The following is a 21,997-nucleotide window of genomic DNA, read 5'->3' as shown; positions in this document are numbered from 1 at the left end:
TTAAGTTTATTTGTGAGACGAACTTAGTTAAAATTTTAACATAAGCCTAAAAATTTTAACAAAAAAATAACTAAACACGATAAAACACTCTTTTTACGCGCTGTGAAATGGCCGTAAGCACTTCGTAAGCAATCGTATGTAAACGATTTGCAATGTAAGTCACTGATAAATTTTCGCCAAAAACAACCACAATATCGCCTTCTGAGCAGTCAATATCGGTTACGTTTACCATTAGCATATCCATACAAACACTGCCAATGATTGGTGCTTTTTTGTTTTTAATCAAAACATGGCCTACTTCATTACCCCATGCTCTGGAGATTCCGTCGGCATATCCTATTGGGATGGTGGCAATCTTTGTAGGCACTTCAGCCATGAATCGTCTGCCATAACCTACGCTCTCACCTGCTGAAATCGTTCTAATTTGTGAAATAATAGACTTTAATGTTCCTACATTTTCTAATTTTTTTTGTTCTTCGGGATCATTTGAGACACCATACAAACCAATTCCTAAGCGAACCATATCAAACTGCGCATTTGGAAAATTACTAATTCCCGAAGTATTCAAAATATGCCGAAATGGTTTTATTTTTAACTCATTGCAAATTTGAGTTGACAATTCGTCAAAAAGTGAAATTTGTTGCTGCACAAAATCAAAGTGTTTGGCATCATCACTCGTGGCTAAATGGGATAAAATGCTTTTAACAGTCACGTGCTCGTTGTCGTGCAAAGCAGCTATTAAATCAGGTATTGTGTCTTTCTCAAAACCCAAGCGATGCATTCCGGTATCGATCTTGATGTGAATTGGAAAACGGCTTAAGTCTTTTTGTTTGGCTAATTTTAAAAATGCCTGTAGTCCTTTTAAAGAATAAATCTCGGGCTCAATGCCATGCTGAATAATCGCTGAAAAGCTAGTACTCTCTGGATTTAAAACCATAATTGGCACTTTAATCCCCCCATTTTTAAGCACTATTCCCTCATCGGCGAAGGCCACACCTAGGTAATTCACCTTATTGAATTCTAATAATTTGGCAATTTCAAGACCTCCGTTTCCGTAGCCAAAAGCCTTAACCATCACCATTACTTTAACATCAGCTTGTAACTTTGATTTAAAAAAGTTCAAATTGTGCGTGATGGCATTCAAATTAATTTCGAGTACGGTTTCATGGGTTTTCTCTTCGAGCAATTGTACAATTTGTTCAAAGGCAAAAGAGCGTGCTCCTTTTATCAAAATGGTTTCGTTCGAAAAATCAAGTTGTTCAAAATCGGCAATAAAAGAGGCTGTATCTGGATAAACAGTGGCTTGGCTAAACTGATTTTGAAACTGCGAAATGGTTGTTCCAATACCAATTACCCGATCTATTTTATTGGCCACAATTAACTTGGCCACTTTTTCATAAAGTTCCTCTTGCGGCAATCCGCTTTGGAAAATATCTGATAAAATGATGGTTTTCTTTTGGTATTGCTTTTGACTTTCTAAAAAATCCAAAGCAATTTTCAACGACTGATAATCAGAGCTGTAACTATCATCAATCAAACTGCAGTTGTTGATTCCGTTTTTTACTTTCAAACGCATTTCAACTGGATACAGCATGGCCATTCGTTGTTGTATAGTTGCTGCATCATACTTTAAATGCAATAAAACCATCAAGGCTGAAACTGCATTTTCGATAGAAGCTTCGTCTTGAAAAGGGATCTCCACTTCAAACTGAATTGCTTCATAAGTCACAAGGAGTTGCGTACCGTTGTCAATCTCCTTTTTTGACAAAAATACAGTGGCAGTGGTATCTTTAAAACTCCACGAAAGTGCTTTTATGTTTTTTGGAAGATACAAATCAACAACTGAATTTTTGTTGTAAATAATTACCTCAGCATTTTTAAAAAGTTGTAGTTTTTCAATAATTTTTTGTTCACGACTCGTAAATCCCTCATCATGAGCCGAGCCAATATTCGTGAGAACGCCAATAGTAGGTTGCACAATTTGCTGCAATTGTTGCATTTCATTTATGGTAGAAATCCCGGCTTCAAAAATTCCCAGATTATGTTTTTCGTTAATCCCTAATACCGAAAGTGGGACTCCAATTTGCGAGTTATAACTCTTTGGGCTTCGAATAACATTAAAATCAGGGCTCAATAAAAAATTCAGCCATTCCTTAACGATTGTTTTTCCGTTGCTTCCCGTAATACCAATAATAGGAAAATGAAAAAGCTCGCGATACTGCGCTGCCACTTCTTGCAAAGCTTTTCGCGTGTCCTGCACGACATAAAAGTGAGCTGAATTTTGATACTCAGGCGATATATGCTGAACTACAAAATGCTGTACCCCTTGCTGAATCAAATCTGGAATGTATTGATGCGCATCATTATTACTCCCTGCCAATGCAAAGAAAAGCGTTTGCTTGCCATTTTGAAGTGATCTACTATCAATTGAAATGTGATCTAACAACGAACCATCAGCAGTAACAATACCTTTTTTGGTTATTTCAAAAGCAATGGGTAAAGAATTTGAATTCATGAGTACGGACGGATTATAAAAATCTAAGTTAACGGGCGAAAAAGCCAATTAAAATATAGTCAAAAATACCATTCTTTTTAGGATTAAATGAATCAGCACCTTTAAAAAAAATAGTTTACTTATTGTTAAACTGATTCGAGGTGAGCTGCCAATCATTTGACTTTTGTTATATTTGTTTTTTGACCAAAATGACTTTAAAAAAAATACTTCCACTATTTTCCTATATTTTTCATCCGATATTTATACCGGCAATGGCTGCGTTGTTCTATTTTTTCGGGACTGACATTGATTTTTCTACAACTCAAAGACTATTTGTTTTTGGACAAGTGCTTGTAACCACAGTTTTACTGCCAATAGTTGCCTACTATTTACTGCGCGCTACTGGACAGATAAAAACCATTATGGCAAAAAACATTGGAGAAAGGAAAATTCCACTTGTTTTACATTGTTTTTTATTGCTGTTACTGATCAAAAAAAACATTACCATTATTGATTATCCTGAATTCCACTTTTTTTTATTGGGCGGACTTTTGAGTAGTTTGATCGCGCTTTTGTTACTTTTTATACGCGTAAAAGCCAGTTTACACCTGATAGGAATCAGTTCATTGACTGTTTTTGTAATTGGATGCAGTATGCATTTTCAAATACCGTACATTTTTTTGATCGCCTTACTTATTGTTACGAATGGCTTGGTAGCATCTTCTCGCTTAGAGATGAACGCGCATACGTACAAAGAGTTGTTGATTGGGTTTTTTATAGGATCAATTCCGCAGTTATTACTACTGAATCTCTGGTTATAAAATATAAAAAATGACTCCAAAATTGAGAGCCTGTAATGCAAAAGACTCTGCCGTGGTGGTTCGCGCCTCCAATAAAGGATTCAAGCCATAATAAACATACAAGTTGATCGTATTGTAACCCGCGCTTAGGTACGCTCCGTATTGTAGTTTGTTAAAATCTTTATTCCCAGAAATTTTAGTTTTACCTGCAGCTCCATCAAAAATAGCGTTATCCACTAGTAAATAACTAAATTTTAATCCGCTGTAAATACGCCAAAACTTATGACTTTCGTACGTTGAAGTGCGCCATCTGAACTCCAAAGGCACATCAATAGTTAAAGTTGAAATTTTATTTTTATCAAAAGCTGTGTTTGCACCGATTACTTCATAAGATGGATTTTGTGCACTGCCTGATACGGCTAAATTTTGATTATAATTATTGTACGTAAAACCTAAACCTGTAGCAACAGCAACTTGTCTGTTTTTTGAAATAGGCATATCACGCAAAAAACCAAAAGAAATTCCAGATGAAAATTTACTTTGACTCACCCCATTTGGTTTTTTAGAAAGCGTATTATAAGTCAGGCTAAAATAAAATTGATCTTCACGGTATAAAGAATCCACCTTGACCACAAGGCTATCTTGAGCCACTCCTTCGGCCTGTGAGTAGAGTTTACAAAACGACAAAAGCAAAAAACCAAGGATAGTGAAACGCATATTGCTATTAATTTGAAGTGAGAATCGAAAAATAGGTTAGATTAATTCCGTTTAAAACTAGTACAGAACAAAGATAGCACTAGATTCCTAAAAATATCTTTCAAGACATACAAATAAAAATCAAACTCCTTAACGAGTAGCCAGACATTTGTTAGTAACTAAAAATCTTGATCGCCCAATCTACTCAACACTACTTTTAACAAACTCAACTATACTAAACTGTTATTCAACGAATAACAAATTATTTTATGGAACATCAAATTAACTTTGACTCAATAAACCCATAAAACCTATTACTATGAAAAATTTTAATCTACTATTGTTAAGTGTTGCTGGATTATTTGCAGCACAAGTAAATGCGCAAGACAACACTGATGTAAACACTGCGACACACCTTTTAAATGTGAGCGTACCAGAAATTGCCCTGATAGACATTTATGACAGTAACACCGGAACAGAAGCTGCAACCGTTGTATTCAACATGGCGAATGCTACACAATCTGGTGTCAATCGTGAAGCAGGTTTGTATGCATTTTCTGCCTTGAGTTACACAAATTTATATTTGAATTACACTAGTGTTGTAGCTACAGCAACAAACTCTAACGGATACGACTTAACCCGTCAGATCAATGTTCAGTTAGAAGCAGGTAGTACATTTCCAGCTAGTTTAGATTTAAGAATTACACCTGTAGCTCCGTCAATTATTGCTAATGGGGGTACAACAGATTCTGCAGGAACAGTAACTGCTGCAGGAGTAGCTCTAGGAGTGACCAATGCAATTGGTGTAGATGCGCTATTAGTAACAAGTATTGAAAGTGTATACACCGGTGATTTAGCTAGAGGTGTAAGATTAACCTATACTTTAGAACAAAATGGAAACTTTGCGGCTTACCGTGCTGGAGATTATAGTGCAACTATTAAATATACTTTGACTGATATTTAATGCACTACACCTCTACTTACAACCTACAGTTAAAGGTTCTTTACATGATGTAAAGAACCTTTATTTTTTGGTAATCAGGATGCTGATTAGGTAATCACAAATGGTTAATAAGAAATCTTAATTTTTACCATTAAAATAAGCCCACATTATTTACAGCAAGGCTTTTAAAAGATCTTATTCATCTATACTTCAATGCAGTATAACGAAAAACCAAACCTAGCAACAATCTTAGGTTGTAATTTTGAAATATATTAATAATCAAAAAACCCATATTATGAAAAATGTTAACCTACTATTCGTAGCCGTTGCCGCCCTATTTGCTAGCAACGCAAATGCTCAAGACAACACTGATGTAAACACAGCTACACACCTCTTAAATGTGAGCGTACCAGAAATTGCCCTGATAGATATTTATGACAGTAATACCGGAACAGAGGCTGCAACCGTTGTATTCAACATGGCTAATGCTACACAATCTGGTGTCAACCGTGAAGCAGGTTTGTATGCTTTTTCAGCCTTGAGTTACACAAATTTATATTTGAATTACACTAGTGTTGTAGCTACAGCAACAAACTCTAACGGATACGACCTTACCCGTCAGATCAATGTTCAGTTAGAGGCAGGTAGTACATTTCCAGCGAGTTTAGATTTAAAAATTACACCTGTAGCTCCAATCAATTATTGCTAATGGCGGTACAACAGATTCTGCTGGAACGGTAACTGCTGCAGGAGTACGTTTAGGAGTGACCAATGCAATTGGTGTTGATGCACTATTAGTAACAAGTATTGAAAGTGTATACACTGGCGATTTGGCTAGAGGTGTAAGATTAACCTACACATTAGAACAAAATGGAAACTTTGCATTGTATCGTGCTGGAGATTATAGTGCAACTCTTAAATATACTTTGACTGATATTTAATGCACTACATTTCTTTTTTACCATTACCAAGAGAGGTTCTTTACACAGTGTATAGAACCTCTCTTTTTTAGGATTGATTCTAAAAACACCCTTAGCAGCAACTCAGCAGGCTTATTTATAAAACGTAGTCAATAAAAAATAGACCACATCAGTATCGTGCTGACTTATCTAAATAGTTCGTAGACTAAATAATACCGTTTAACTACAGTAACAAGCTAGCTATCGAAAATCACCATCAATTTCCCAACTTAGAAGTTAACTTTATTATGGAATAAGAAATCTCTATCTCAATTATTTTCTCAATAACCATAAAAATGAAAAAAATATACTTAATTATCGCATTATTTTTATTCGTGAATTTGACCTACTCCAGTGTTGTTGTAACAAACGGGTTAACACATATTTATTCTGGAATCTCTGGCACTCAAATCCAGGGCGAAGTTATTCTACTCAATAGTTCAGATGATCAGCAAACAGTCTCCTTTAGTTTACAAGAAGCTATTTTTTCTTGCATGGGAGATCGAACATTTTCAACAACACAATCCCACTTAAAATCGTCTTTAAACTGGTTTGATGGTAGTTTAATGGATAAGGTACTGAATCCAAAAGAACAATATAGCTATCGATTTACAATCAACATCCCAAAAGACCAAGCAATAAGAGGTACCTTCTGGAACATGTTAATGATTGACATAGACAAACCTATTAAAAAAGAAAAACTTGCTCACAACATAGGTCTGAATACAAAAATGAGATATGCTATTGCATTAATCACAAACGTAAATAGCCTTGATGAAGTAAGCTTAGATTTTCAAAAAGTTGACATTGACAAGACTACAGATAACAAAAACTTAGTAGTTAAAATTGCTAATCAAAATTTATTTATCGAAGGCGTAAAATTGTCTTTAGAGATTTATGATTCAGAAGGAAAAAACATCTTTCAAAAAACAACAATTAGAGGCTTAGTATTCCCTGGTTTTTGCAAAGATTACACCATCAACATTTCTGAACTACCAAAAGGAAATTACACCTGTCTTTTGGTCGCTGATTCAAGAGAAAAATTTGTAGGTACTAACGTTAGTCTTGCTATAGACTAAAGCTTAGGATTTCGCTCCATTAATTATAATCCACTACTATGAAAACTGTATATAAACTCATCTATCTACTTCTACCTCTCTACATAGGATGTGGGATGGGAGTGCAGTCTGAAGATTTGGATACAGTAAGTGTGAGTTCTACCTCAACACCTAAAACCACACCAATTCAATATGAAGATAATGACTCATCGAATTACTATAAGAAACAGGGAAGTGAGAGATCAAATGCTGAACCAAAATCAAAAATTACAGAAAAGAGACCTTATGCTGATGCTTCTAACCAAAACGATGTAAAAAAATTTACAGAAGAAGAAATTAAAGTAATGCAACGTGCTTTCGCAAAAGACAAAACTCAAGCAAATTCTGATTCAAATGAAACTGCTCCAACAGCTGCGTCAAAAACGAATAGTAACACAACTACGAATGCTACAGCGAGTATCAAAAAACAAAATGATGTAAAATCGTTTACTGAAGAAGAAATGAAAGTAATGCAACGTGCTTTCGCAAAAGATAACAATCAAGCAAACGCTGATTCAAATAAAACTGCTCCATCGGCTGTGGCAAAAACGAATAGTGCTGCTACTGAAACAAACACGACTAAAAATGCCATAGCAGATAACAAAAAACAAAATGATGTAAAATCGTTTACCAAAAATGAGATGCAAGAAATGCAACGTGCTTTCGCAAAAGATAAAACCCAAACAAACTCTGATTCAAATGAAACTGTTCCTGTGGCAGTAGCAAAAACGAACACTAATGCTACCGAAACAAACAGGATTAAAAATACTATTGCGGATAACAAAAAACAAAATGATGTAAAGTCGTTTACTGAAGAAGAAATAAAAGTAATGCAACTTGCTTTCGCAAAAGAAAAAACTCAAACAAACTCTGATTCAAATGAAACTGTTCCTGTGGCAGTAGCAAAAAGGAATAATAATGCTACTGAAACAAACAGGACTAAAAATCCTATTGCGGATAACAAAAAACAAAATGATGTGAAATCGTTTACAAAAAATGAGATACAAGAAATGCAACGTGCTTTCGCAAAAGATAAAACTCAAGCAAACTCTGATTCAAATGAAACTCCTCTTGTGGCAGTAGCAAAAACCAATACTAATGCTGGTGGAGTTGCAGCTGTAAAAGAGGCGCAGTCAAAACAAGACGATAAAAAATTAGCATTAAATACCGTAAAAAATACCGCTACGAGTTCATCAATAAAAGCACCAGCACAAGGAGCTAATGCAAAACTCGCTGCTACAAACGGATTGAAATCAAGCTTATCAAAACAAAATACTGTAAAGAACAACAGTATCGCGAGTGAAAAATCAAGTACAAAACAAAACACTAAAAACAATATAGTTCCTGAAAAAGGAAACACTAGTAACCCTAAGACTGTAGACAAACAGAAAGTTGCACCAGCAACTAATTCAAAGGAAGATTTAGCTAAAGGAACTTCTGAAAGTAATAAAAAAAGTGTAACCGCTGCCGAAAATATCAAGGTTTCTACTGCCACAATTGTGGAAAAAAAAGAAAAAAAACAAAATGCTTCAGGAATCGAACAAATCAAAATTCGTGTTGTAAACCTTAAAGAAAGTTATCCAACAAATAAAAGCCACACGTTAATTATCGAAATTGAAAACGGTGAAAACAGTACCTCTAATTTAAAACTTATAGCTGAATTGCCTCGCAATTGGAGCTTGATTTCTATAAGTGATATTGGAGTCTTGGAAGCTGATCAAAAGAAAATGGTGTTAATCAGTTTCAATATACCGGTAGACAATCCATCAGGAAATACTGCTGCGACTTTTATCATTAAAAACTTAAATGGAAGTAAAATTGGCTCAAAAGAAGTTGTTTTTAACATTGAACCAAACTTAGACCTAGAGGTGTACAACTTGTTCACTTCTGGCAAAGTACAAGCGGGAGAAATAATAGAGGCCAAATATGAAATTAAAAATAGAGGTAATGTGGAACAAGAAATCTCGATATCCTCAACAAACACCATTAAGGGAGGGAAATTGATTAAACTAGGCCCAAATATGACAGCAACAGTTGAAATAATACAAAAAACTGATGCAAAGTATTATGATTTTACTACTATCACAACTTCTTTGACTGCGTTGAGTGTAACTTCTGGCAAGTCATACAAAGCATACGGCAATACAAAAGTGTTTCCCACAAAACTCAAACAAGCAGATCCGTTTTTTAGATATCCTGTGCGCTTAAGTGTTAACTATATTAGTAATACATTTCAAGACCAGAATTTTTCAGCAATTTCAGGGGAATTATTAGGTGATGGGTTTTTAGATTTAAAAAGAAAACATTACTTGAATTTAATCATTAGAGCACCTCAACAAAAAAATCTTATCAATTTCGGTATTACAGATCAATATAGTTTAATCTATAAATACAATAATAACACGACCTTGTATCTAGGAGATCACGCCTATTATATCAATCGATTAGGTTTTGATAGCCGCTTTGGAATGGGATTTAGGGTTGATCAAAATATAAATGATTGGACACTATCTGCTTTTTTTACGAAGCCGAGATTGTACAGCTTTAATTCAGAGGCGCTTTTTGGCTTTAAATCTGTTTATCGTTTTAATAAGAACGCCTTATTAGGCTTTGCAGTAGAAAGCTCTAAAGGAACTGTTATGGGAGCCAACAGAAACATAGAGGCTAACTTGGATGAAAAAGGTCAAATTGGTACTGCTAATTTTGAACTAAGATCAAAAAATACGTTTATCAACGCAGAGTCTTCACTAAGCGTTACTAACAAAAATGTTGATCAGGCTCATTTCTTTAACCTCGTCCAAAAGATGAACGGTTTGACTTATAGTGGGAGTTTTACATTTTCAGGTAAAAATTACTTTGGAATCATTAGAAATAGTATTGAGTATAACAATAGCTTATTCTATAAATTTAGAAAATTCGATTTTGTTGTCGGACAAACCGTTTCCAAAGTAAATAAGCGGTTAAACCCATTATTTTTTGCTGCTGAACCCTATTTTGAAAACTATTTCGGAAGAATAGGATATCGTTTTGGGCCTAAAAGTTATTTTGATATTCGCGTAGATAGAAGAACAAGAGAGGATCAACTTGAGCCCAAAAGCTATTTTTACAAAGAATCTGGAATCGATTACAGATATATTTTCTCTGGTAAGGCTTTCGCTTTTGGATTTACTGGAAGAATAGCCGAAACACAAAATTTATTAAGCAACGATTTGCAATACAGAACGACATATGCTAATACTGTAGATGCCTCTTATCGGTTCTCAAGTCATTTTTCACTTAGAAGCGGTATTAATCACAATTACAGCAATCGATATAATGAGACTAATGCAAATGAAAACTTCTATACTTACAGTGTTGGTATTGACTATAATTTCAACAGAAACTTTAGATTCAATACCACATACAATAGTGGTTTCAGCCCAGAAGACACCTACTTAAGACGTGATTTTATAAATGCAATGTTAATGATTACTCTAGCTAAGAATCATTTATTTGAAATCCGAGCGAATTATTTTGAAAATCCTGGAGTGACCAATAAAAAGGAACTACTTGCCTTTGGAACCTACACCTATTCGTTTGGAGTTCCAATAAAAAGAATTTTAGAGCAAGGTGGAGTAAATGGTTTAATTCAAGTCAACGATAAAAGCATAGATGTAAAAGGAATAAAAATCATAGCTGCTGGAAAAAGTATTGTAACCAATTCCAAAGGAGTTTTTGAGTTAAACAACTTACCTCTTGGAAAGAATTACATCTTGATGGATGAGTCTACCCTTCCATTTGGAATAATTCCCGCTACAAAAACGCCATTTCAAGTTACTATAGAAAAGGATAAAAAAGCAGAATTAAACATAACAATTGTACGTGCATCGTCAATAATAGGAACTCTTGTTTTTCCAGAATTGTCAAGACCCAACGGTAATAATCTAGAAGGATATTTAAAAATTGAAAATGAGAACTTCACATACAACGTAGAGTCTAATGCGCAAGGCGTTTTCAAATTTCAAAATATCGTTCCAGGAACATACAAATTAAAACTTATGCGCTACAAAGGAAAAGAGTTTTTTGAAATTGAAAAAGAAACTCAAATCACTGTAAAAGAAGGAGAAAAAGCTACAATAAATGTACCTGTAAAAGGCAAAGAACGCAAAGTACAATTCAAAAGTAAAAACTTTACAATAGGAGGGTAATTATGAAAAATACAGACTATATACTAGCGGCTCTTTTTACCTTATGCTTCTTCGTTTGCGGGGCACAGGAAATATTGAATGTTACAATTAGTAGTAATTTCATTTTTGGAGGAGGACAGCAATCTAACTTTGCAACTTTGAGCCTTCAACCCATTGCTATTATTGATGCAGAGCCAGACCCTAGCAACACTATTACCTTTGGTCTTAACAGCACTACCTTAGAAGCAGGTTTACCTGCAACTGGCGTTGGCGGAATTGCAACAAATGAGAACATTTGGTTAAATTATACCTATCGAGCATCAAATTTAGCTAATGCTAAAATTTATGTTCGCACGAACCAAATAGTTCCTGCTGGCATTGTGTTAAAAATTCAAGTTATAGCTGCAAGAAGTATTGGTGGGTCATTTATCGCTAATCAAAACAGTAGCCCAATTACCTTGAGCACCACGGAACAAATCTTGATAAACAGTTTCGCAAGCGGCTACACTGGCAATGGATTAGGCACTGGTTATAATCTTCGTATTACTGTAGAGAATCAAAGTGGATTATCATTACCCAGTGGATTTGAAATTATTTATGAAATTAAATAGACCCAAAATGAAAAATTTATTTATCATAACAGTATCTTTCTTACTGTCGTTTAGCTATTCACAAGCCCAAATTTTAGCAGGAACTTTGAATGTTACAGGAATGCCGAGTTTTACGCAATCAGTTAATGCAGTTGTAGTAGAGGCAGGTATTGATGACGGCACAGTAGGATTCGAAAGTAATTTTGACGCCACTAAAATTGGTTTTGTTCTAAATCCAATATTATTACTCTCGTCGTCTCTTCTCTGTGAACAAAATGTATATCGATATAAAGTCTACATCAATTCAGTTAATGCACCAGCAAACTTAATTATTGAAGCAAAAACAACTGTAAACAGCGGACAACGATTCCCAACAGTGAGTATTTATGATACTTTATTAATCAAACCTTTAGGTCAAAGAAACTTAATGCCATCTAATGGAGGTAATTACATTGCTGTTCCCAACAACGCTACCCAAGCTGTAAAAATTATGGAATTCATTGGCTGTAGAAAAGATATACCGATTCAATTTAGGATTAAACCAAGCTCTTTATGTCCAGCAGGCACCTATAATATCGAAATCAAATATACTGTAGTAGCAAGTTTAACATTATAAAAAACATTCTTTTCGCATAACATTCTATTTACGCAGAGGAGAAAGAGTTAACTCCGTTGATCCCAAAAAGGGTGTCTTCCAATAAAATTAATGCTCTGCATTGCATGCCTGATCCTTTTTTGTTGTACAGCTTAGACAAACTAAAGAGTTTGCCACGCTTTAAAACAAAAAATGCTCTCCTTGCGGAAAGCATTATTTTTTTTGCAGAGAGGAAGGGATTCGAACCCTCGATACAGTTACCCATATACTAGCTTTCCAGGCTAGCTCCTTCAACCACTCGGACACCTCTCTAAAATTGGTTTGCAAATAACCTAAAAAAATATGACTTACAAAAGCAAAACCACATATTAAATCATCTCGCCACGCAAAGAAGTTTCAAATATTTCTTTAAAATCCTTAGCCGGAATGTCTTGTCCCAAAAGGTACATCAACTTTGTAATGGCAGCCTCAGTAGTGATGTCTTTTCCTGAAATCACGCCTATTTCTTTCATGTTAGTACTGGTTTCGTATTGCCCCATATTCACGCTTCCGCCTGAGCATTGGGTTACATTCACAATATGCAAACCGCTGCTAATAGCTTTTTGCAATAAGTCTAAAAACCAATCTTCAGTAGAAGCATTTCCTGCACCATAGGTTTCGAGTACAATTCCTTTTAAATTCGGAATATTTACTATTGCGGTAAGTACTGCTTCGCTCATGCCCGGAAACATCTTCACTATTGCTACATTGTTATCTAGGTTTTTATGAACCAAAAGTGGCGCAGTAGATTGCGGACTCGTCCAAAACAACTCTTCATTCCATTTTAAATGTACTCCTGACTCTACCAATTGCGGATAATTTGGCGAGGTAAAAGCGCGAAAATGCTCTGCGTTAATCTTGGTTGTACGGTTGCCACGATAGAGCTTGTATTCAAAATACAAGCCTACTTCACTAATCACAGGACCATTTTCGGTACGTAAGGAGGCAATTTGTATGGCAGTAATCAAATTTTCTTTCGCATCCGTACGCAAATCACCTATTGGCAATTGCGAACCAGTGAAAATTACAGGTTTAGCCAAATTTTCGAGCATAAAACTCAATGCCGATGCGGAGTACGACATAGTATCAGAACCGTGTAAAACTACAAAACCGTCAAACAATTGGTAATTATCTGCAATAATCGTAGCAATTTTAGCCCATTCTTGTGGGTTCATGTTACTAGAATCGATTGGGTTTTCGAACGAAATAGTTTCGATTTCACAATCTAATTGCTTCAATTCTGGTATGCGTTGCAATAATTTATTAAAGTTAAAAGCCTTGAGCGCACCCGTCTCAAAATCCTTACTCATACCAATAGTACCGCCCGTATAGAGTAATAATATTTTAGCTTTATACGACATCGTGGTATTTTAATTGATTGGTAACCGGATTAGCGTACATGGCTAAAAATCCATCAAGGGCCACTTGATTGTCATGATCAATACGCATTTCTAATCGACGTTCGAATAATGATTTTTCGTTTTCAGTGTATTTGTGTGCGTATTCATTGCTTTTGTGTACCAAATCATGAGCAATAAAATTGGTTGGCCACAGCTTGTAATTACTCAAAATAGCGTCATCAATCACTTGAGCTAGCGCTACTACTTGCTTGTTAGCACTATCATTAGCTGCTTTGATAGTATCAATTTCAGTATCGATAACCGTTCCTACATGTATGTGAATTCTTTTTTTCTGTCCCAAAGCACCACTCAAAATAGTCATGAAGTCTTCGTTTTTATCCTTTACATACACTTCATTATTGGCTTCAGCCATGAGCTGCGGCATTTTTAGCGCATCCGTAGGATCGTATTCATACGAAATAGCCACTGGAACTATTTTTAATTTCTTAAAATAATCCATCGGTTCTTTTTCATCAGATGCCATACCAAGCATTTTTAAAACTCCAGGATTGGTAGCGTCATTTCCGTCTTTGGTGCGTCCTTCGCGTTGCGCAATCCAAACCGAACGATTTTCATGAACCAATAAATTACCGATGTATTCTGATAGCAATTTAGAACTTTGTAGCATCTCACGAGGCGTTAAACCGCGTTGCACCAAAAAATTTCTATTGAGTTTAGCGAGTGTGTTTAAAAATGCTTTTTTAACTAAATTATCGCCAATTGCCGATGCGGTCATCACCAAACCATGCTCAAATAATGCTGTGTTGAGCAAAGTAGTATCTAACAAAATATCGCGGTGATTCGAAACGAACAAATAGGAAGTGTTGGGTTCTAAATTTTCAAAGCCCGAAGTGGTAATTCCTTCTGAACTTTTTTCTAGAACCTTTTGCACCGATTGGTATATAAAATTACATTGAAAATCACGAATGGAGTGCGTTTTACGAAGTTGCTCTTTCCAAACGGAATCCTCAACATCAGGAAAGGTAAAATTCATCAAAGCTTTCATCATCGGATGATTAGCCACATTATGAAGTGCTTCGTTTATTTCGGAGTCATAAAAAGGACGAATAGCGTCAAATTTCTGCATTTTGATTCTCAATTTTTGTGTGGGCAAATGAACAAAAAAAATATGAAATTAAGGTCAATTCTAGTTTAAATCCTAAAGTCAGCCCCTGATTTTTGCATAATTAATACAAAATTCCCGTTATTTTGTTTTATTTCTAATTTTAATCAAAGACCAATGAAAGCTTGTTTCCTAAATTTATTGATTAATTTCATTTGGTAAAACACTTTTTAACATCAAAACTTCTAGTGAGATGAATTACACATGAAGTTATATTCCAAATACGATTATAGAATTTGCGGTAGTTTGGGTTGCAATTTCAGCTACAGTCAAGCCGTAAATTTGCGCTAGTTTCTCTGCAACACTAACAATGTAACTACTCTCGTTTCTCTTGCCTCGGTATGGAACAGGAGCCAAATACGGTGCATCCGTCTCCAAAACAATATGCTCTAAATCGATTTGATTTAAAAATTGATCAATTTTTCCATTTTTAAAAGTAACCACACCGCCAATACCCAGTTTCATATTATACGAAATGGCCTGTAAAGCTTGCTCATAAGTACCCGAAAAGCAATGAAAAATACCAAACAAATCAACTGATTTTTCTTCTTCTAATATTTCAAAAATTTCGTCAAAAGCCTCTCTACAATGAATCACTATTGGCAATTTATATTGCTTGGCTAACTTAATTTGCCTTCTAAAAGCGTCTTGTTGCTGTGGTAAATGGGTTTTATCCCAGTACAAATCGATTCCTATTTCGCCAACCGCATAAAACTTTCGCTTGGCTAATTCTTGGGCCACGTGTTGCAATTCGTCTTCGTAATTATCTTTTACATAAGTAGGATGCAAACCCATCATCAAGAAAACATTTTCTGGATAGTTTTTCTCCAACTTATACATAGCCTCTGTACAAGTAGAATCGATTGCGGGAATAAAAAAACGGCTTACTCCTGCATTTATAGCGCGTTGCATCATCTCGTGTTGATCTTGCTCAAATTCTTCTGAGTACAAGTGGGTGTGTGTATCTGTGATAGTGATATCAGTTTCCAAAAGTTGTAATTTTAAGGTTGCAAAATTACATGAATAAAACCGGGCTAGGAAATGCTTTTAAAAAGATTCTTTTGGCATTCGAAAAGTTGAACAAATAATTAATGGTTCGCCTATATTTGTATTTCAATGCTTTTGTAACCCAAGCCTATCGCTAATGAAGAACCTACACGAAATTCTGAAAAAAGAAAACTACCAAAAAGTAAAATTTACAATTACCAAAACGCAACATTTACTGATAAAAGCTAAGATAAATGGCATTGTAGGAAGTTTTATTCTTGACACAGGAGCTTCAAACAGTTGTGTGGGTTTTGAAAGTATTGAATTGTTTTTACTACAAGCCAAAAACTCTAAAACAAAAGCAGCTGGCGCTGGTGCTACTGGTATGTACACACAACAAGCAATGCACAATCACTTGCAATTGGGTCGATGGAAAGACGATGCATTCAGCCTTGTTATTTTTGATTTGTCGCATGTAAACGAAGCTTTAACCCAACACAAGGCCAAACCAGTACACGGCATCATTGGCGCCGATGTGTTACAAAAAGGAAAAGCAATTATTGATTACTACAACCACTGCTTGTATTTGAAACATTATACTTTTTCAACGAAAAATAAGCAACAACACCACTTATCATCATCAATAAACCCCCAAGAATAAATGGCATTCCCGCAAATTCAAAGGGCGCGCCTTTATGTGTAAAATAATAAAATAGACCTGACATTACTGGCGGACCAATAATTGTTGCAGCGCTCATTAAACTTGCAATTGTACCTTGAATTTCCCCTTGCTCTGATGGTAAAACATGGTTTGAAATTATAGCTCGCAATGCTGGACCAGCAAGACCAGCAAGACAATATGGAACCAAGAAGAGAAACATCATCCAACCCGCTGAAGCAAAAGCAAACAAAAGCATTCCAATCGTATATAATATCATACCAACATAAATACTTTTTTCATTTCCTAATTTTCGGCTAGTCCATCGTATCAATCCACCTTGAACAAGACTAACTAAAACCCCAACAACGCCGAGCGAAATGCCTACCATTTTTTCGTCCCAACTAAATTTGTACATCGTGAAATAACTCCAATTGCTTTCTACAGCGTGTGATCCAACATAAATCAAAAACAAAGCAATCAATAATCCATATAACGATGGGTATTTCTTTAAATTCAAAAAAGCACCAATTGGATTGGCTCTTTTTAAATTAACGGGTCTCCTATTTTCTTTTGATAATGACTCGGGCAAAATAAAATAACCATACAAGAAATTTAACATACATAAGACGGCTGCCGCATAAAACGGAATTCTAGATCCGAATTGCCCCAAAACTCCTCCAATAACAGGTCCAATTATAAATCCGAGACCAAAAGCCACACCAATCATTCCGAAGTTTTTAGCTCTGTTTTCTGGCGTACTCACATCGGCTATGTATGCTGAAGCGGTTGAAATACTCGCTCCTGTTAATCCTGCAATTACTCTTCCTACGAATAACCATGTAATCGTTGGGGCAAACGCCAACAATATATAATCTAGTGAAAAGGCAAAAAGCGAAATTAAAATTATGGGTCTTCTACCAAATTTATCACTTAAATTACCAATTAAAGGTGCAAACATAAATTGAGTTATTGCGTAAGCAAATGTTAACCAACCACCATATTTTGCTGCATCACTAACATCACCATTAATTAATTCTTTAATCAATTTTGGAATAACTGGAATTATAATTCCCCAACCAGTTATATCAATTAACATTGTAATGAAAATAAAGCTGATAGCGGCCTGTTTTTTTTTTGATGCCATAAATAGTAGTAGTTAGTATTACAAATAAATAAAAAATCCTGTTTAGAAACACTAAACAGGATTTTTTATTTATTCTAAAACTTTAAAACTATAGTTCTAAAGCCTTTTTAGGATTGTTATCCATCAATAATTCCATTGGGTTTTCTAAAGCTTCTTTAACAGCTACCAAGAAACCTACAGACTCACGGCCATCAATAATTCTGTGGTCATAAGAAAGTGCCACATACATCATTGGGTGAATTTCAACTTTACCATTTACAGCAATTGGACGCTCAATAATGTTGTGCATTCCTAAAATTCCTGATTGTGGTGGGTTGATGATTGGAGTTGATAACATAGAACCAAATACACCACCATTAGTGATTGTAAATGTTCCACCTGTCATATCATCTACAGTGATTTGACCGTCACGCGCTCTTAAAGCCAAACGCTTAATTTCAGCTTCAACACCACGGAAAGTTAAATTCTCCGCGTTACGAACTACTGGTACCATTAAACCTTTTGGTCCAGATACAGCAATAGAAATATCGCAGAAATCGTAAGCTACTTTGTAATCGCCATCCATCATAGAGTTTACATCTGGATACAATTGCAATGCTCTAGTTACCGCTTTTGTAAAAAACGACATGTATCCTAAACTTACACCACCATGTTTTGCTTTAAAAGCATCTTTATACTCGTTACGAATCAAGTTTATTGGCGTCATGTTTACTTCGTTAAAAGTAGTCAACATGGCCGTTTCGTTTTTAGCAGCTACTAATCGCTCTGCTACTTTACGGCGTAACATTGATAATTTAGTACGCTCTGTACCACGAGATCCACCTGTAGGCGTTCCCATAGAAGGCACTGCATTTACAGCATCTTCCTTAGTGATTCTTCCTGCTTTACCTGTTCCTGTTATGGATTCTGGAGCTATATTTTTTTCGTCTAATATTTTTCTTGCTGCTGGAGATGTCGTACCTGAAGCGTATGTTGTTGCCGCTGGAGCTGCAACTGGTGCAGGCGCAGCCTCCACTTTTTTAGCTGCGCTCGATTCGGCTGCGCCTCGGGTCTCTTCAACAGGAGCTGGTGCTACTGGAGCTGGTGCAGCACCGTCTGGTTTTGCTGCAGCAGTATCGATATGGCACACAACAGCGCCAACTGCTACTGCATCGCCTTCTTCTGCTTTTAAAGTAATGATTCCGCTCGCTTCAGCAGGCAATTCTAATGTAGCTTTGTCTGAATCAACCTCAGCAATCGCTTGGTCTTTTTCTACATAATCTCCGTCTTTAACTAACCAAGTTGCAATTTCAACTTCTTTTATTGATTCCCCTGGCGATGGGACTTTCATTTCTAAAATCATGTTCTATTATTTTAAATTATGAATTTTAATTTTTTTCTTGTTATTGCACCTCTTGTGAGCAGTGCTTGGATTTTTTCTAGCCCTGATCGAAGCGATATCCTTTTTCTAGCTTCTTTAGCTAGGAAAAGATTTAGCGTAGAGCAGGAAATAGCTCCTTATTATCTAAATAAATTTTTATCAAAAACCATTCTGATGGCATCTGCATGACGGCGTTTTGCTCTGGTGTAACTACCTGCCGCTGGTGCTGCATATGCTTTTAATGAAGCCAATCTCCATTTTACCAAATCAAAATTCATCAACATATAGCTATAAGCTCCCATGTTTTTAGGCTCTTCTTGTGCCCAAACATAATCATCAGCATTAGGATATTGAGCGATAATTGCTTTTAATTGCTCCACTGGTAGCGGAAACAATTGCTCAATACGCACTACTGCAACATCAGTACGCTGGTTGTTTTCGCGCTCAGCGGTAATATCATAATAGAATTTACCAGTACAGAACACCAATGTTTTTACAGCCGCTTTGTCAACTGTGTTATCATCAATGGTTTCTTGGAATTCTCCGTTGGCTAGTTCTTCAACGGTAGAAACACATCTTGGGTCACGCAACAAACTTTTTGGTGAAAACACCACAAGCGGTTTGCGGAATTTGGTTTTCATTTGGCGTCTCAACAAGTGAAAAAAGTTGGCTGGAGTTGTACAATCAGCTACGTACATGTTGTGACGCGCGCACAATTGAAGGTAACGCTCCATTCTTGCTGAAGAGTGCTCTGCTCCTTGCCCTTCGTAACCGTGAGGCAATAGCAATACAATTCCGTTTTGGTTGTTCCATTTGTCTTCCCCACAAGAAATGTATTGGTCAATCATAATTTGCGCACCGTTAGAGAAATCTCCAAACTGTGCTTCCCAAATGGTTAATGCGTTCGGGTTAGCCAATGCATATCCGTAATCAAAACCTAAAACTCCGTACTCAGAAAGGAAAGAGTTGAAGATACGAAAATTTCCTTTTTTGTTTTGGATATGATCCAACAAAACTACTTCTTCCTCAGAATCTTCGACTTTTACCACTGCATGACGGTGAGAAAAAGTACCACGTTCTACATCTTGACCAGAAATACGAACATCAAAACCTTCGGTTAATAAAGAACCGTAAGCTAGTGTTTCTGCAGTACCCCAATCGATGGTGTTGTTATCGTAACCTGTTTTTCTGTCGGTTACGATTTTATTGATCTTGTTAATGAACTTTTTATCTTTTGGCAAGCTCGATACGGTTTCGATGATAGAATCAAGCGTAGCTTTCTCGACTTTTGTATCGAATTTTTGAAGCATCACATCATTGGACACTTGCTCAAAACCGCTCCATTCGTTTTGCATGAATGGTGTGATGATGGTCAAATCTTTTTTGCGCGAAGCTTCTAAATTTTGATCTAAATCCGATTTGTATTCTTGCTCCAACCCTTTTACATAATTAGCATCAATTACTCCATCAGCAAGTAATTTATCCATGTAAAGGTCTCTTGGATTTTTGTGTTTAGCAATGATTTTGTACAATACTGGCTGCGTGAATCGAGGTTCATCACCTTCGTTGTGACCGTATTTTCTATATCCTAATAAATCAATAAATACATCGCGACCAAATTCCATTCTGAAATCTAAAGCAAATGACATAGCGTGAACTACTGCTTCTGCATCATCAGCATTTACGTGCAGTACTGGCGAAAGGGTAACTTTTGCCACATCCGTACAATACGTTGATGACCTTGCATCTTGGTAATTGGTTGTAAAACCTACTTGATTGTTAATTACAATATGAATGGTCCCTCCGGTTTTGTAACCATCAAGTTGAGCCATTTGCACGATTTCGTACAAAATACCTTGACCAGCGATAGCCGCATCTCCGTGTACTGCAATTGGCAATACTTTTGAGAAATCATCTGCGAAATATTTATCTTGTTTGGCTCTTGTGATTCCCTCAATAACCGCACCTACTGTTTCAAGATGCGAAGGGTTTGGAGCCAAATTAATGTTGATTTTTTTACCTGAGCTTGTTTCTTTATCAGCTGTTAGACCTAAGTGGTATTTTACGTCACCATCAAAATACTCTTGATCGTAATCTTTACCATCAAACTCGCTGAAAATATCTTGAGTCGATTTGCCGAAGATGTTTGCCAACACGTTCAAACGTCCGCGGTGCGCCATACCCATTACGAACTGCTCCACTCCTTTTTCGGCTGCTTTTTCAATCAAAGCATCAAGTGCAGGAATTATTGATTCACCACCTTCTAGTGAAAAACGTTTTTGACCTACATATTTGGTATGCAAAAAGTTTTCGAAAGAGACCGCTTGATTTAATTTATTTAGGATTTTTTTCTTTTCGTCTAATGAAAATTTCGGTTGATTGTCATTAACACCCAATTTATTCTGGATCCAAGAAACTACTTCTGGGTTACGAATATACATATACTCGATTCCAATATGCTGGCAGTAAATCGCATCCAAATGGTTGATGATTTCCTGTAAAGTACATGGCTGGATATGGATGACTTTTGCCGCATCAAAAACCGTATTTAAGTCTGATACTGACAATCCAAAATTAGTATAATCTAAATTAGGAGAGGAAACACGTCTTTCACGCACTGGGTTTGTTTTGGTAAACAAATGTCCGCGGGTACGGTAGCCGTCAATTAATTTAAGAACATTAAATTCTTTATGTATTTTATCTGAAACTAAACTTACATCAGCATTATTTGCGGCAAAGTTTGCTATTTGTGATGCAGGATTTTCTTCGTTATAATTAGTCATTCCAAAGTCAAAACCTTGAAAAAAACTCCTCCAACTTGGCTCTACGCTATCTGGATTCTCTAAATATTGATCGTATAACTGGGCGAAAAATTCTGTGTGTGCTGCGTTTAAAAATGAAAACCTATCCATAATATTTAGTGAATATATTTTTTTTGTTAAA

At 35.9% G+C, this 21,997-nt stretch carries 17 protein-coding genes and 1 tRNA gene; 9 read left to right on the top strand and 9 right to left on the bottom strand.

The features are described from left to right. Positions 1–70: 70 nt before the first annotated feature. The gene (locus G9Q29_RS08410) at positions 71–2,515 is read right to left on the bottom strand and encodes a bifunctional UDP-N-acetylmuramoyl-tripeptide:D-alanyl-D-alanine ligase/alanine racemase (RefSeq protein WP_166135635.1); all 2,445 of its coding nucleotides are present in this window, start codon (positions 2,513–2,515) and stop codon (positions 71–73) included. 188 nt (positions 2,516–2,703) lie between these two features. Here G9Q29_RS08410 and G9Q29_RS08405 point away from each other — a divergent pair, with 188 nt between their 5' ends. After that, a complete protein-coding gene (locus tag G9Q29_RS08405; protein ID WP_166135632.1) occupies positions 2,704–3,315 on the top strand; it encodes a hypothetical protein in 612 nt (203 codons plus the stop codon). On the opposite strand, the gene G9Q29_RS08400 is transcribed toward G9Q29_RS08405, so the two are convergent. After that, complete coding sequence (locus G9Q29_RS08400) at positions 3,310–4,011, bottom strand: porin family protein (RefSeq protein WP_166135629.1); 702 nt, start codon at positions 4,009–4,011, stop codon at positions 3,310–3,312. The two genes, G9Q29_RS08405 and G9Q29_RS08400, sit on opposite strands and share 6 nt — an antisense overlap. Positions 4,012–4,309: 298 nt before the next feature. On the opposite strand from G9Q29_RS08400, the gene G9Q29_RS08395 reads away from it, so the two are divergent. The 7 genes from G9Q29_RS08395 to G9Q29_RS08365 all read left to right on the top strand — a co-directional run bounded on the left by G9Q29_RS08395 (position 4,310) and on the right by G9Q29_RS08365 (position 12,361). After that, positions 4,310–4,954: a hypothetical protein gene (locus G9Q29_RS08395; protein ID WP_166135626.1), complete on the top strand. Its 645-nt coding sequence runs from the start codon at positions 4,310–4,312 to the stop codon at positions 4,952–4,954. A gap of 274 nt (positions 4,955–5,228) precedes the next feature. Next, the gene (locus tag G9Q29_RS08390) at positions 5,229–5,642 is read left to right on the top strand and encodes a hypothetical protein (RefSeq protein ID WP_166135623.1); all 414 of its coding nucleotides are present in this window, start codon (positions 5,229–5,231) and stop codon (positions 5,640–5,642) included. 55 nt (positions 5,643–5,697) lie between these two features. Beyond that, positions 5,698–5,874, top strand: coding sequence for a hypothetical protein (locus G9Q29_RS08385; RefSeq protein ID WP_166135620.1), 177 nt, complete (start codon positions 5,698–5,700; stop codon positions 5,872–5,874). Between the two features lie 314 nt (positions 5,875–6,188). Further along, entirely contained in the window at positions 6,189–6,971 is a 783-nt protein-coding gene (locus G9Q29_RS08380) for a hypothetical protein (RefSeq protein ID WP_166135616.1), read from the top strand. Positions 6,972–7,009: 38 nt separating this feature from the next. Further along, positions 7,010–11,176 carry a hypothetical protein gene (locus G9Q29_RS08375; protein ID WP_166135613.1) on the top strand — a complete coding sequence of 1,389 codons (4,167 nt, stop codon included), beginning with the start codon at positions 7,010–7,012 and terminating at the stop codon, positions 11,174–11,176. Between the two features lie 2 nt (positions 11,177–11,178). Then, positions 11,179–11,766: a hypothetical protein gene (locus tag G9Q29_RS08370; protein ID WP_166135610.1), complete on the top strand. Its 588-nt coding sequence runs from the start codon at positions 11,179–11,181 to the stop codon at positions 11,764–11,766. 7 nt (positions 11,767–11,773) lie between these two features. Then, entirely contained in the window at positions 11,774–12,361 is a 588-nt protein-coding gene (locus G9Q29_RS08365; protein ID WP_166135607.1) for a hypothetical protein, read from the top strand. A 204-nt stretch (positions 12,362–12,565) separates the two neighbouring features. On the opposite strand, the gene G9Q29_RS08360 is transcribed toward G9Q29_RS08365, so the two are convergent. From G9Q29_RS08360 to G9Q29_RS08345, 4 genes are all read right to left on the bottom strand, one after another. After that, positions 12,566–12,652: transfer RNA gene (locus G9Q29_RS08360), tRNA-Ser, on the bottom strand. Positions 12,653–12,708: 56 nt separating this feature from the next. Further along, positions 12,709–13,740: an asparaginase gene (locus G9Q29_RS08355; RefSeq protein WP_166135605.1), complete on the bottom strand. Its 1,032-nt coding sequence runs from the start codon at positions 13,738–13,740 to the stop codon at positions 12,709–12,711. Further along, positions 13,730–14,866 (bottom strand): 1-acyl-sn-glycerol-3-phosphate acyltransferase, encoded by a 1,137-nt coding sequence (locus G9Q29_RS08350; protein WP_166135602.1) that lies wholly within the window; start codon positions 14,864–14,866, stop codon positions 13,730–13,732. Before G9Q29_RS08350 ends, G9Q29_RS08355 begins: the two co-directional genes overlap by 11 nt. Before the next feature lie 246 nt (positions 14,867–15,112). Continuing rightward, the gene (locus G9Q29_RS08345) at positions 15,113–15,880 is read right to left on the bottom strand and encodes a TatD family hydrolase (RefSeq protein WP_166136248.1); all 768 of its coding nucleotides are present in this window, start codon (positions 15,878–15,880) and stop codon (positions 15,113–15,115) included. Between the two features lie 166 nt (positions 15,881–16,046). On the opposite strand from G9Q29_RS08345, the gene G9Q29_RS08340 reads away from it, so the two are divergent. Beyond that, a complete protein-coding gene (locus G9Q29_RS08340) occupies positions 16,047–16,550 on the top strand; it encodes a retropepsin-like aspartic protease (RefSeq protein ID WP_166135599.1) in 504 nt (167 codons plus the stop codon). On the opposite strand, the gene G9Q29_RS08335 is transcribed toward G9Q29_RS08340, so the two are convergent. The 3 genes from G9Q29_RS08335 to G9Q29_RS08325 all read right to left on the bottom strand — a co-directional run bounded on the left by G9Q29_RS08335 (position 16,447) and on the right by G9Q29_RS08325 (position 21,966). After that, complete coding sequence (locus G9Q29_RS08335; RefSeq protein ID WP_166135595.1) at positions 16,447–17,694, bottom strand: TCR/Tet family MFS transporter; 1,248 nt, start codon at positions 17,692–17,694, stop codon at positions 16,447–16,449. The two genes, G9Q29_RS08340 and G9Q29_RS08335, sit on opposite strands and share 104 nt — an antisense overlap. Before the next feature lie 88 nt (positions 17,695–17,782). Then, positions 17,783–19,036, bottom strand: coding sequence for a 2-oxoglutarate dehydrogenase complex dihydrolipoyllysine-residue succinyltransferase (gene odhB / locus G9Q29_RS08330; protein ID WP_166135592.1), 1,254 nt, complete (start codon positions 19,034–19,036; stop codon positions 17,783–17,785). A gap of 158 nt (positions 19,037–19,194) precedes the next feature. Continuing rightward, on the bottom strand, positions 19,195–21,966 hold the full coding sequence (locus G9Q29_RS08325; protein WP_166135589.1) for a 2-oxoglutarate dehydrogenase E1 component: 2,772 nt from the start codon (positions 21,964–21,966) through the stop codon (positions 19,195–19,197). Between the last annotated feature and the right edge of the window lie 31 nt (positions 21,967–21,997).

Origin of the sequence: Flavobacterium turcicum, assembly GCF_011365745.1 — a bacterium.
Lineage (GTDB): Bacteria > Bacteroidota > Bacteroidia > Flavobacteriales > Flavobacteriaceae > Flavobacterium > Flavobacterium turcicum.
This window is presented reverse-complemented; position numbering and strand designations above follow the sequence as displayed.